At 62.9% G+C, this 12,492-nt stretch carries 12 protein-coding genes; 7 read left to right on the top strand and 5 right to left on the bottom strand.

The features are described from left to right. Positions 1-53 precede the first annotated feature (53 nt). Positions 54-1,040: a sodium:calcium antiporter gene (locus AB5Y51_RS04225; protein WP_368178088.1), complete on the top strand. Its 987-nt coding sequence runs from the start codon at positions 54-56 to the stop codon at positions 1,038-1,040. Positions 1,041-1,128: 88 nt separating this feature from the next. Here the strand turns inward: AB5Y51_RS04225 and ansB are convergent, their stop codons facing one another. The 3 genes from ansB to AB5Y51_RS04210 all read right to left on the bottom strand — a co-directional run bounded on the left by ansB (position 1,129) and on the right by AB5Y51_RS04210 (position 3,573). Next, positions 1,129-2,187 (bottom strand): L-asparaginase 2, encoded by a 1,059-nt coding sequence (gene ansB / locus AB5Y51_RS04220; RefSeq protein ID WP_010675782.1) that lies wholly within the window; start codon positions 2,185-2,187, stop codon positions 1,129-1,131. A 129-nt stretch (positions 2,188-2,316) separates the two neighbouring features. Next, positions 2,317-2,511: a heavy-metal-associated domain-containing protein gene (locus AB5Y51_RS04215; RefSeq protein ID WP_103259492.1), complete on the bottom strand. Its 195-nt coding sequence runs from the start codon at positions 2,509-2,511 to the stop codon at positions 2,317-2,319. Positions 2,512-2,622: 111 nt separating this feature from the next. After that, positions 2,623-3,573 (bottom strand): AEC family transporter, encoded by a 951-nt coding sequence (locus AB5Y51_RS04210; RefSeq protein ID WP_336573754.1) that lies wholly within the window; start codon positions 3,571-3,573, stop codon positions 2,623-2,625. A 134-nt stretch (positions 3,574-3,707) separates the two neighbouring features. Between AB5Y51_RS04210 and treR the strand changes: the two genes are divergently transcribed. The 4 genes from treR (at position 3,708) to AB5Y51_RS04190 (ending at position 8,645) form a co-directional block, all read left to right on the top strand. Beyond that, on the top strand, positions 3,708-4,655 hold the full coding sequence (treR, locus tag AB5Y51_RS04205; RefSeq protein WP_041211765.1) for a trehalose operon repressor TreR: 948 nt from the start codon (positions 3,708-3,710) through the stop codon (positions 4,653-4,655). A gap of 186 nt (positions 4,656-4,841) precedes the next feature. After that, complete coding sequence (gene treB, locus AB5Y51_RS04200) at positions 4,842-6,272, top strand: PTS trehalose transporter subunit IIBC (protein WP_039039721.1); 1,431 nt, start codon at positions 4,842-4,844, stop codon at positions 6,270-6,272. 88 nt (positions 6,273-6,360) lie between these two features. Next, positions 6,361-8,025 carry an alpha,alpha-phosphotrehalase gene (treC, locus tag AB5Y51_RS04195; protein ID WP_368178087.1) on the top strand — a complete coding sequence of 555 codons (1,665 nt, stop codon included), beginning with the start codon at positions 6,361-6,363 and terminating at the stop codon, positions 8,023-8,025. After that, the gene (locus AB5Y51_RS04190) at positions 8,025-8,645 is read left to right on the top strand and encodes a sugar O-acetyltransferase (protein WP_029314833.1); all 621 of its coding nucleotides are present in this window, start codon (positions 8,025-8,027) and stop codon (positions 8,643-8,645) included. The genes treC and AB5Y51_RS04190 overlap by 1 nt, the downstream gene beginning before the upstream one ends. A gap of 87 nt (positions 8,646-8,732) precedes the next feature. Here AB5Y51_RS04190 and AB5Y51_RS04185 read toward each other — a convergent pair whose 3' ends face one another. Then, entirely contained in the window at positions 8,733-9,191 is a 459-nt protein-coding gene (locus AB5Y51_RS04185; RefSeq protein WP_039039724.1) for an Lrp/AsnC family transcriptional regulator, read from the bottom strand. 96 nt (positions 9,192-9,287) lie between these two features. Here AB5Y51_RS04185 and AB5Y51_RS04180 point away from each other — a divergent pair, with 96 nt between their 5' ends. Further along, positions 9,288-10,163, top strand: coding sequence for a DMT family transporter (locus tag AB5Y51_RS04180; RefSeq protein ID WP_368178086.1), 876 nt, complete (start codon positions 9,288-9,290; stop codon positions 10,161-10,163). Positions 10,164-10,214: 51 nt separating this feature from the next. Here the strand turns inward: AB5Y51_RS04180 and AB5Y51_RS04175 are convergent, their stop codons facing one another. Beyond that, complete coding sequence (locus AB5Y51_RS04175; RefSeq protein WP_368178085.1) at positions 10,215-11,708, bottom strand: histidine-type phosphatase; 1,494 nt, start codon at positions 11,706-11,708, stop codon at positions 10,215-10,217. A gap of 383 nt (positions 11,709-12,091) precedes the next feature. Here AB5Y51_RS04175 and AB5Y51_RS04170 point away from each other — a divergent pair, with 383 nt between their 5' ends. Continuing rightward, positions 12,092-12,424 (top strand): hypothetical protein, encoded by a 333-nt coding sequence (locus AB5Y51_RS04170; RefSeq protein ID WP_039039727.1) that lies wholly within the window; start codon positions 12,092-12,094, stop codon positions 12,422-12,424. Positions 12,425-12,492 lie beyond the last annotated feature (68 nt).

The following is a 12,492-nucleotide window of genomic DNA, read 5'->3' as shown; positions in this document are numbered from 1 at the left end:
GGCGAGCCGTATCGGGTCCATCGGTTGTTCTGCTCGCCTGGCGGTTACTCATCATGCTGATCACCCTGCTGTTATTTCTGATCTCTGCCGTCACCATCTATCTGGCCTGCGGATACTTCGTCAACGGCATCGAATGGACCGGCCATCATTTCAAACTGTCCCAAAGCGCCACCGGTTCTCTGCTGGCCGCCCTCGGCACGGCCCTGCCCGAATGTATCGTTACCCTGACCGCCCTGCTGATGGGGGATGCCCCCGCCCAGCAGCAGATAGGCATAGGTGCGGCCCTCGGCGGCCCGCTGGTGCTGGCTACCATAGGCTATGCTGCCGTCGGCGTGACCCTGCTGCTGTGCATGAGCCGGGAGCACAGAGCCATCAATGGCGAGGTGCAGCGCGAAATAGGCCGCGATCAGACCTGGTTTGCTGGCATCTTCCTGCTGGCCGTGCTGCTTGGCATGGTGGCCTTCACCGGTAAAACCTGGCTGGCCCCCCTGTTCGTGCTGATCTACCTCCTCTATGTGCGACGTGAGCTGAAACAGACCGACAGCCACGATGCCGAATTGCCCTCCCCCCTCAAGCTGGATCCGCACGCCAGGATCCCGGCGCTCGGCAAGGTGCTGCTGCAAACCCTGGTGGCGCTCGGTGTGGTGGCGCTGGCGGCTCAGCTGTTCGTTCACCAGCTGGAGAGCATGGGCGAGCTGCTTGGCCTCTCCCCGGTGCTGGCGGCCCTGCTGCTGAGCCCGGTGGCCACCGAAATGCCCGAGCTGATGAACGTGCTAATCTGGGTGCGGCAGGGCAAACACCGGCTGGCGCTGGCGAATATCTCCGGGGCCATGATGATCCAGGGCACCATTCCCAAGGCGTTCTGCCTGCTGTTCACCCCCTGGCTGCTGGACAGCACCATGATGTTCTCCTCGCTGGTGACGCTGCTGGCGGTCGCGCTGCTGTGGTGGGGGTTCAGTCGGGAGCGGATGACGGCGGGCAGGCTCGCCCTGGTGGGACTGGTTTACCTGGGTTTCTGCGGCTGGCTGATGATGAGCTGAGGGCCGGCCTCTGGCGCAACAAGAAAGGGCAGGATCCCATCCTGCCCTTCATCTCACGGGGTAGTGTCAATCAGGCCGAGCCGAGGTCTTAGAACTGCTGGAACCAGCGCTGGATCTGGGCCGGATCCTTGCTCTGGGTCAGGGCGAGCATCAGCAGCACCCGCGCCTTCTGCGGGTTGAGGGTCTCGGCGGCGACGAAGCCGTACTTGGCGTCATCGATCTCCGCATCCAGGGTGGTGGAACCGGTCGGCACGCGGGCGGAACGCACCACGCGAATGCCGTCCTTGCTCGCCTTGGCCAGGGTGTCGAACAGGGTGTGGTAGAGGTTGCCGTTGCCCACCCCGGCACTGACGATGCCGTCAAACTTGGCATCCACCAGGGCCTTGGCCGGCAGGTCCGAGGCGTTGGCGTAGCTGTAGACGATGCCGACCTGGGGCAACTTGTCGAGCTTGCTCACGTCGAACGGGGTCTTGCTGGTATGCAGACGGGCCGGGCTGCGCTGGTAGTCGATCTTGCCGTTGTGGATGTAGCCGAGCGGGCCGAAGTTGGGGGAGGCGAAGGTCTGCACTCCTGTGGTGTTGGTCTTGGTGACGTCGCGGGCATCCAGCACGGTGTCGTTCATCGCTACCATGACGCCACGTCCCTTTGAGGCGGGGTCGGAGGCGGTCACCACGGCGTTGTAGAGGTTCATCGGGCCGTCGGCGCTCATGGCGGTGGAGGGGCGCATGGCGCCCACCAGCACCACCGGCTTGTCGCTCTTGACGGTCAGATTGAGGAAGTAGGCGGTCTCCTCCATGGTGTCGGTGCCGTGGGTGATGACGATGCCGTCCACATCATCCCTGGCCAGCAGCGCGTTGACCCGCTTGGCGAGCGTGAGCCACACCTCGTCGTTCATGTCCTGGGAGCCGATCTTGACCACCTGCTCACCCTGCACGTCGGCCACGTTTTTCATCTCGGGCACGGCGGCGATCAGCGTCTCGATGGCCACCTTGCCGGCCTCGTAGTTGGACTGGGTGGCGGACTGGCCCGCCCCGGCGATGGTGCCGCCGGTGGCCAGAATGTGCACGCTGGGCAGCGCCATGGCCATAGGGGAGAGGGTCAGGCCGAGCACGGCGGCGATCAGGGTCTTGCGAATGGGAAGGGTCATGCTGCAATCCTTTTGGATGAGGGAATTGCAGCATTTTTATTCTTTTTAAACGGGATTTAAGTGATCATTCTCACCAATAAAAAGAAGTAAACAGAATATTAGTCTGATTTATACCAATTAAGTGATAATTCACTCTACCTGAAAGCCTCTCGCCTCGATCAGGGCGATCAACTCGGCTTTGCTCAGCTCGCTCTCGATGACGGCCTGGCGGCTGGCAAAGTCGACCGTGGCGGTGCGGACTGCTGGCTGGGCCATCAGGGCCTTTTGCAGGCTGGCAGCGCAGCCGCCGCAAGACATGCCGGTAACGGTGAGTTCGATGGTCATGGGCTCTCTCCTCTGTCGATGTGCAATCAGCCTAAAGCTGCCGCCTCCGGCAAGGTCAAGGGTGAATGCCGATCCCGTCAACCCCGGGTCGTGCATCATGGCGGCGCCCCATCACCCCATCAGTCCCAGGTAGTTCATCAGGGCGGCCCCCAGGCTGGTGGTGACGAGCGAGCCCAGGGTGGTGGTGGCGATGATGTTGGCCGCGAGGGCACTGTCACCCCCCATGGCACGGGTCATCACATAGCTGGCGGCGGCGGTGGGGGTAGAGCTGATGAGAAACAGGATGCCGAGGGCCTGCGGGTTGAAGCCGAGCGCCCAGGCCCCCAGCACCAGCAGCACGGGGATGCAGCACAGCCGGTTGACCGTGGCCCAGCCGGTCAGCATGGCGCCGCCGCGCAGGGCCTTGAGGTTGAGGCTGGCGCCGGTGCACAGCAGGGCCAGCGGCAGGGTCATGTTGGCGAAATAGTTGCCCGTGGTAATGACCAGTTGGGGCAGTTCGATGCCGAGCAGACCGAAGGGCAGGGCCGCCAGAATGGCGATGATGAGGGGGTTTTTGACGATCCCCTTGAGTATGGGTGTGAGCCCCTTTCCGCCCCCCAGGCTGCGGGTCAGGGTGATCACCGCGAGCACGTTGTAGAGCACTGTGATGGAGCCCACCAGCAGGGCGGCGGCCCCTATCCCCTCCGGGCCGTAGGCGTTTTGCACATAGGCCAGCCCCATGATCCCCATGTTGCCGCGAAAGCTGCCCTGCACGAAGATGCCCCGCAATTTCTGCTCGCTGATGAAACGGGCCGCCAGCACCTCCAGCACCAGGAAACCGGCGAGGGTGCCGAGCAGGCCGTAGAGGATGAGCCAGGGGCTCGGCATGGTGGAAAAATCGGTGCGCACCATGCTTAGAAACAAGAGAGCTGGCAGGGTGACCTGGAACACCAGACGGGAGGCGGACTCGACGAAGCTGTCGGGCAAGAGACCCAGCCGCTTGAGCCAGATGCCGAGTACCAGCACCAGACAGATGGGGCCCGTGATGGAGAGAGAGAAGTGCAGACTTGCCAACAGATCCATGATGCGCGTCCTGTGCAACGGCGAAGAAAGTCGCCTGGGAAAGGGCATTCTAACGCCATGGGCTTGTATTCACAGGAGTTAATCACAACAATGTCTGCATCCCGGTTGTCGCCCTCCCCTGTCACGGATCCCCCATGGAAAAGAAACTGACCATCCTCGATATCGCTCGCCTCAGCGGGGTCGGCAAGTCGACCGTCTCCCGGGTGCTCAATCAGGATCCCAAGGTCAATGCCCAGACCAGGGCCAGGGTCGAATCGGTGATCGCCCAGCACGGTTTCGTCCCGAGCAAATCGGCGCGGGCCATGCGCAGCCAGAGCCAGCAGGTGGTCGGCATCGTGGTGTCGCGCCTCGACTCCAGCTCCGAGAACCAGGCGGTGCGCGGCATGCTGGAGACCCTCTACCAGCGTGGCTACGACGCCGTGCTGATGGAGAGCAAGTTCTCCCCCGCCAAGGTGAGCGAGCACCTGGCGGTGCTGGAGCGACGCGGAGTGGATGGCATCATCCTGTTTGCCTTCAACGATCTGGACTATGCCGCCATGGCGCCGCTCAGGGAGAAACTGGTGCTGATGGCCCGCGAGCGCCCCGGCTTCTCGTCGGTCTGCTTCGACGATGACGGGGCGGTGCGCGCCGTGCTCGCCCACCTCGGGGAGCGTGGCCTGACCGAGGTCGCCTATCTCGGGGTGGAACGCAGCGATCTCACCACCGGGCTGCGTCGGCATCAGGCTTACCTCGACTACTGTCGGGAACAGGGGCGCACGCCCCGCAGCGCCCTCGGGGATCTCGGTCTGCAAAGCGGCTATCGGCTCGCGGCCGAGCTGCTCACCCCCACCACCCAGGCCATGGTCTGTGCCAGCGACACCCTGGCCATCGGCGCCGCCAAATACCTGCAGGAGCAGGGTCGCACCGACATCCTGGTGAGCGGCCTTGGCAGCAATCCCATGCTGACGTTCCTCTTTGCCAACACCCTCAGCCTGGATTTCGGCTACAAGGATGCCGGCATCCTGGCCGCCAGACAGCTGCTCGACCAGATTGAAGAGGGGCAACCCCCCAGAGCGACCATCGCCCCCTGTCAGCCTCTGTAGTCTATCTTTTCCTCCATTCCCGGCGTTTTGCGCTTTTTGTGACCAGCGCCACGAATTGGGAACGTTCCCATTGCCGATGCCAGCCACTGGCTTCATGCTGATTGGGAACGATACCAATAAACGGGCGGTCCTTGGCCAGCCGGTAAAGACACGACCATTATTCATGGAGTCACAGAGGGAAGGCTCATGTCAAAAGTCAACACACAGCATCTGGCGCAGCTGATCGAGCGGATCGGCGGCAAAGAGAACATCACCACTGTCAGCCACTGCCTGACCCGGCTCAGGTTCGTGCTGGCCGATCCGGCCAAGGCCGATCCCAAGGCCATCGAGACCATCCCTTCGGTGAAGGGAAGCTTCACCCAGGGCGGCCAGTTCCAGGTGGTGATCGGCAACGAGGTGGATCAGTGGTACAAGGCGCTCACCCAGGAGATCGGCGTGAGCGGCGGCAGCAAGGAGGCCGCCAAGCAGGCCGCCCGCCACAACATGAATCCGTTGGAGCGCGGCATCTCCCACCTGGCGGAGATCTTCGTCCCCCTGCTGCCCGCCATCATCACCGGTGGTCTGATCCTGGGCTTTCGCAACGTCATCGGCGATATCAAGATGTTCGACGACGGCACCCACACCCTCACCGAGATCAGCCAGTTCTGGGCCCAGGTGCACGCTTTCCTCTGGCTGCTGGGTGAAGCCATCTTCCACTTCCTGCCGGTGGGTGTCTGCTGGTCTGCGGTGAAGAAGATGGGCGGCTCCGAGATCCTCGGCATCGTGCTGGGTATCACGCTGGTGTCGCCGCAACTGATGAACGCCTATGGCATCGGCCAGCAGACCCCGGAAGTGTGGGACTTCGGCCTCTTCGTCATCCAGAAGGTGGGGTATCAGGCCCAGGTCATTCCGGCCCTGCTGGCGGGTGTCTTCCTCGCCTGGGTGGAGACCAGCCTCAAGCGCATCATCCCGGCCTATCTCTACCTGGTGATTGTGCCCTTCATCTCCCTGCTGCTGGCGGTGATCGTGGCCCACGCCCTGATCGGTCCGTTCGGCCGCTGGATTGGTGACGGCGTCGGCTTTGCCGCCAAGGCGGCCATGACGGGTTCGTTTGCCCCCATCGGCGCCGCCCTGTTCGGCTTCCTCTATGCGCCCCTGGTCATCACCGGCATCCACCACACCACCAACGCGGTGGACCTGCAACTGATGCAGAGCATGGGCGGCACCCCCATCTGGCCGCTGATCGCCCTCTCCAACATCGCCCAGGCGTCTGCGGTCGTCGGCATCATCCTGATCAGCCGCAAGGAGAACGAGCGGGAGATCTCGGTCCCGGCCGCCATCTCCGCCTATCTCGGGGTGACCGAGCCGGCCATGTACGGCATCAACCTCAAGTACAAGTTCCCCATGCTGTGCGCCATGGTGGGCTCAAGCTGTGCGGCTCTCATCTGCGGCTTCGCCGGTGTGATGGCCAATGGCATCGGGGTGGGCGGCCTGCCGGGCATCCTCTCCATCCAGCCGCAATACTGGGGCATCTACGCCATCGCCATGCTGGTGGCCATCGTGGTCCCCGCCCTGCTGACCCTGCTGGTCTACAAGCGCCAGCAGGCTGCCGGCAAGCTGGATCTGGCCACGGCCTGATCCACACAACCTCGGCGGAGCCCTGGCTCCGCCCTTTATCGTTGCCCTGTTCCAACTAATCCGGTTTCAACCAATGAGCGAACCAACCATGACACAGACACCCTGGTGGCAAAGCGCCGTGATTTACCAGATCTACCCCAAAAGCTTTCAGGATTCCGGCGCCCGTGGCACCGGTGATCTCAAGGGGATCATGGCCCGCCTCGACTATCTCAAGACCCTCGGCGTCGATGCCCTCTGGCTGACCCCGGTCTATGTCTCCCCCCAGGTGGACAACGGCTACGACATCGCCGACTACCTGAATATTGATCCGGCCTACGGCACCATGAGCGATTTCGAAGCGCTCCTGGCCGCCGCCCATGATCGCGGCATCCGCATCGTGATGGATATCGTGGTCAACCACACCTCCACCGAGCACGCCTGGTTCAAGTCGGCGCTGGGGGACAAGCACAGCCCCTATCGCGACTACTACATCTGGAAAGATTCGGTGGACGGCGGCGTGCCCAACAACTGGCAATCCAAGTTTGGCGGCAGCGCCTGGGAGCTGGACCCGGCCACCGGCCAGTACTACCTGCACCTCTTTGCCCGCGAGCAGGCGGATCTCAACTGGGAAAACCCGGCCGTGCGCGCCGAGGTGAAGAAGATCATCCATTTCTGGGCGAAGAAAGGAGTCGACGGTTTCCGCCTCGACGTCATCAACCTCATCTCCAAGGATCAGGCATTCCCTGACGACGAGGTGGGGGATGGCCGCCGCTTCTACACCGACGGGCCGCGCATCCACGAATTTTTGCAGGATGTGAGCCGCGACGTCTTCGCCCCCGTGGGGGCCATGACGGTGGGCGAGATGTCTTCCACCAGCCTGGAACACTGCCAGCGCTATGGCGCGCTGGATGGTTCCGAGCTCTCCATGGTGTTCAACTTCCATCACCTCAAGGTGGATTACCCAGGCGGCGACAAGTGGACCAAGGCCCCGTTCGATTTCCTCGAACTCAAGCGCATCTTCAACCACTGGCAGAGCGGTATGCATGGCAAGGGGTGGTCGGCGCTCTTCTGGTGCAACCACGATCAGCCGCGCATCGTCTCCCGTTTCGGCGATGAGGGCGAGCATAGGGTGGTCGCCGCCAAGATGCTGGCCAGCACGCTGCACGGCCTGCAGGGGACGCCCTACATCTATCAGGGGGAGGAGATCGGCATGACCAACCCCGGCTATCAGTGCATCAACGACTATCAGGATGTGGAGAGCCGCAACATCTTCGCCATCAAGCAGGCGGAAGGGATGAGCGAGACCGAGATCCTCGCCATTCTCGGCGCCAAGTCCCGGGACAACTCGCGCACCCCGATGCAGTGGAGCGCCGCCTCCAACGCCGGTTTCACCAGCGGGACGCCCTGGCTCAAGCCTGCCGCCAACTACCCCGAGATCAACGCCGAAGCGGCGCTCGCCGACCAGCACTCGGTGTTCTGGCACTATCGGGATCTCATCGCCCTTCGCAAGGCGCACCCCATCTTCACTCAGGGGGATTATCAGGAGCTGCTGGCAGGGCACCCGCAGATCTGGGCCTATGTCCGCCGCGCCGACGGTCAGACCCTGCTGGTGGTGAGCAACTTCTACGGCGAGCCGGTGGAGTTTGCCCTGCCTGCCGAGCAGCAAAGCGGGGAGGGGCGACTGCTGCTTGGCAACTACCCGGATAGCCCGGTCCGCCCGCAATCCTGCAAGCTGCGCCCTTACGAATCCCTGATCTGGCTGATGGAGCAATGATGACTGACGCAACAACAGTGCAGCGGCCCGCCGTGCGTGGCCCCGAGTGGCAGAAGATGGTGGCGGGAGCGCCCTATGATGCAGGGGACCCCGAACTGCGGGCTGCGCGGGAGCAGTGCCGCGCCCTGCTGGGAGAACTGAACCGGGAGCGAACCGATGCCCCTGGTTGGGATGAGCGCCTCACCCGCCTGCTGGGTGGCCGCGCAGAACGCTGTTTCATCACGCCCCCCTTCTTCTGCGACTATGGCGCCAACATCTTTGTCGGCGAGAATTTCTACGCCAATTTCAACTGCACCATCCTGGATGTGTGCGAGGTACACATAGGCGACAACGTGCTGCTGGCCCCCGGAGTGCAGATCTACACCGCTACCCACCCGGTGGCGGTAGCGCCGCGCATCAAGGGGGTGGAGTTCGGCAAGCCGGTGCGCATCGGCAACAACGTCTGGATTGGGGGCAGCGTCGTCATCTGCCCGGGCGTCACCATAGGGGACAACAGCGTCATCGGGGCGGGGTCAGTTGTCACCAGAGACATTCCGGCAGGCGTGGTGGCGGTCGGCAATCCCTGCCGGGTCTTGCGCCCCATGACGGCAGAGGAGCTGGCGCCCGGGGAACCTGGCTGACACAGAAGGGGCAGGCCGTACCTGCCCCTGTTCCTTTCCCTGACGGCGCTCCCGCAATGCCGGCAAGGCTTCGGCGCAACCCCCTCTTTACCCGGGCAGCAAGGCGCCGCAACGCTTGTGCTGTCCCATGACCACCAGAGTCTTGAAACTGCGTACCTGATCCCTGGCATGGAGCACCCGACGAGTGAACTGCTCGTAACTTTGCATGTCCCTGGCGGCCACTTGCAGCACGAAGTCCTGCTCCCCCGTCACATACCAGAGATCCATCACCTCGGGTTCCCGCTGCAGGCTGGCGATCATCTCATCGACGATGCGGCCATGATCCCGCTCCAGGGTCACCAGCACCAGCATGGTGATGGGCCAGCCCATGGTGGACGGTGCCACCAGCGCCACTTCCCGCTCGATGAGACCCGACTCCCGCAAGGCGCGGACGCGGCGGTAGCAGGCTGGGGCGGAAAGACCGACCCTGTGGGCCAGCTCCGGCGTGGGCAGACGGGCATCCTGTTGCAGCTCGGCGAGGATGAGCAGATCAAATTTGTCGGTCATGGGGTTCATTAGATAAAAATTATCGCACAAAGCCAGTATTAGACCGGTTTTACCCAAGTATCCAGATATATTTTATTGCTCATCGTCCTGCCCGGTATGAACACCATGCAACCCAATCCCAATGCCCTCTCCTCTCTTCTGGCCGTCCTGCTCGCCATGTTGTCGATCACCCTCGGCGCCTCCCTGGCCAAATCCCTGTTTCCCTTGCTGGGTGCCGCAGGTACGACCCTGTTCCGGCTGGGGTGCGCCGCCCTCCTCCTCTCCCTGGTGTTTCGCATCTGGCGTGCTCCCCTCGACCGACGCACCCTGCTGGGCGCCATCCCCTACGGCCTGTCGCTTGGGGCCATGAACCTGCTTTTCTATCTCGCCATCGCACGCATTCCCCTCGGCGTAGCCCTGGCCATCGAGTTCATCGGCCCCCTGACGGTGGCCCTGCTCTCCTCACGCCACCGGGCAGACTTCATCTGGCTGATACTGGCCATCGCCGGGCTGCTGCTGCTCTTGCCCCTGCGGGCAACACAGCAGGCCATCGATCCCCTGGGGGCCGCACTGGCTCTCGGGGCTGGCCTCTTCTGGGGGCTCTATATGCTCACCGGAAAGCGGGCAGGAGCCTTGCTGGGCGCACAGGCTCCGACGCTGGGCATGTGGGTGGGCACCCTGCTGGTATTGCCCTTCGGGCTGGAGGGTGCGATCGAGGCGTCATTCACCGTCCCCGTGATCCTCACCATCATCGGGGTGGGGCTGCTCTCGAGCGCCATCCCCTACTCTCTCGAGATGTTTGCCCTGCGCCGCCTTCCCCTCAAGAGCTACGGCATTCTCACCAGCGGTGAACCGGCCATGGGAGCCTTGATGGGACTGGTATGGCTGGGCGAGCAGTTGCCCCCGTCCCAATGGCTCGGGATAGCCGCCATCATCGCCGCCTCCATGGGCACCACCTGGCAGGCGGGTCGTCGACAAGCCGGCTCCGCCTGAACCAAAAAAACGGGGCCGGCGATGACCGGCCCCGGGGATGGCATGAGCGCGTCAGGACGAGTAGTCGTAACAGCGTTTGAGCTCGCCGAAGTCATAGAAGAAGCTGCCCACCGCAATGGGGGCGCAACCTGCCTTGAAGGCGAGCTCCTTTTCGTTGTAAAGCATCTTCACCAGCACCCGGCCGTCCTCGTTGCGGTAGACATCCCACTGGATGTTGGCCGCATAGGGAGAGACCCAGCCGCCACGCCATTCGTTGTTTTCCTGGCTCATCAGCACGCCAGGCTGGGCGCTCTGACGACTCCCTTCCAGCTCCATCAGGGCCGCCAGCGGGATCAGGGTCTCCGCATGGGCGAAGCGCAGCTTGGCGACATGCTCGCCCGCCTCTTCCACCACCTGGGTCTGTACCTCGTTGAAGAGGCCGTCAAGCAGGGGCTGGGCCACGGCGTAGGTGGCGCTCTGGCTGGCAAGACTCGGCCCCTTCTCGTAGAAGTCCTCGGCATCGGAAAGGTAGGAGAACCAGGCAGATTCCTCTGGCGTGATGAACTGCTCGAGATCCCAGGATCCGCCTTGTGCCTGCGCCTCCCGGATCATCCCCGGGCCGATGATGAAGAGGTTGTAGAGCATGAGGGCGGCGTCCACCTCGTCGCGCACATGGGTCTTGCCGCCATCTTCAGGGTTCACCGCCACATAATCCACCCCGGCGGCCAGCTCGTCGACGAAGGCCTTGCTGTAGAGACGCTCGAGCATCTCGCGGGCCATCACCCGGGTCCTGGGCAGGGCCTTGAGCGCATCGAGGGCCTCGGTCAGCTCGGGAGCGGGAGCCACCCCGTTCTCTTCGTCCCCGACAAAGGCCTGATAGGCCTGGAAGGTGGGCAGATACCGGGTGTACTCCCCCTGCGGCTCGGTCTTGTGGAAGTAGAGCTCGAACTTGTTGCGCAGCCCCTTGTCGATCTCGGAAGGGTTCTCCTGGCTGACGTAACAGTCGGGGCTGTCCGTCACCAGAGAGACCCTTTTGGCCAGGCTCTGCATGAAGAAGTAGGCGCTTTCGTTGGCGCGATCCTTGCCCGATGTCTCGACCTTGAGGCAGAGGGGAGTCGATTCAGTGGTCAGCAGGGTGGGCAGCCGTTCGGCGAGCCGGGTCGCCAGGTTGGCGTGCTCCTCCTTGCCGAGCGCACTCAGCAGGCCATAGCCGAGGGTCTGGTTGGCGGCCGTGACGGCGTCCACCTTGGCGCCGAGCCGTTGGCCCAGCTCGGTCAAGGCCCCCTGTCTCGCGGCCTCCTCCCACACCAGCTTGGTCAGCACGTCGTATTTGGGGCTGGACAGCGAGCGGGAGCCGTGGCGTGCGACCAGCTCGGTGAAGACGGGACTAAAGCCTTCAGGGGCAACCTCATAGCTGTTCATTGCCTGACGGGCGGCATAGACCGCCTTGGTGCTGTATTGATAGTCGCCGACGGCGGGCGAGGAGGAGTCATTGCCCGAATGGCAGCCGCTCAGCAGGGTGGCCGCCACGCAGGCGGCAAGGGAAGAGACGCGAAACATAGTCATCCTTGAACCAGTGTGAAAATGAAGCCGCACAGTACGCACCGGATGTGACAATCCGGTGTCAGGTCTGGGACATGCACCTCTCTCCGGAAGGGTGAACACCCTCCAACCCGTCTATGTCCCCCCACAAAAAAATCATTCATATTTTTTGAACGTGTAGGCCAGTTTATCTCGCTAACAATGACCGGGTGAGGCGCTTAATATTCACACATCGCTTAGGCAGGAGCGCCAAGCCGCAAAACAACTGGTCGTTCATGGCAGTCCCCCATACACATGGGTGACAAACATCCGTGACAAAACAACACACCATTTGAATGACCTCTTGCAAGGATGCATTGATGCAGGCCTGTCAGGCCTTGCCAATGACATAAAAACCAAGAGAGTGAATGAACATGAAAAACGTGATCAAGATGCTGGCCGTTGCAGGCCTGATGAGTGCCGGTGTTGCCCAGGCTTCCGTCCCCGCCGACTTCAACGCCACCCCGGGTGTGCTGTTCGTGAACTGGCATGCCAGCGCCGCCATGGCTGGCAAGGCCAACCCCATGCTGGAGGTGCGCGATGAATCCGGTGATCTGGTGGCCTCCGTCCACGCCAACCTGATGGGTACCCAGCAGGTACAGATCCCGAGCCGCGCCCAAGGCAACCTGACCGTCAGCCTCGGCGATCAGAGCAGCGATTACCGCATCCCGTTCGGCATCGGCAGCGGCAATCCCCGCTGATCAACGCAGACGACGTCCCTCCCGGGTCTGGCAAAGACACGCCGACCAGGCGAGAGATCAACGACAAG

This window comes from Aeromonas sp. R7-1 (assembly GCF_040908115.1).
GTDB classification, from domain to species: domain Bacteria; phylum Pseudomonadota; class Gammaproteobacteria; order Enterobacterales; family Aeromonadaceae; genus Aeromonas; species Aeromonas caviae.
The sequence above is the reverse complement of the archived record's forward strand: the minus strand, read 5'-3'. Positions and strand labels throughout refer to the sequence as shown.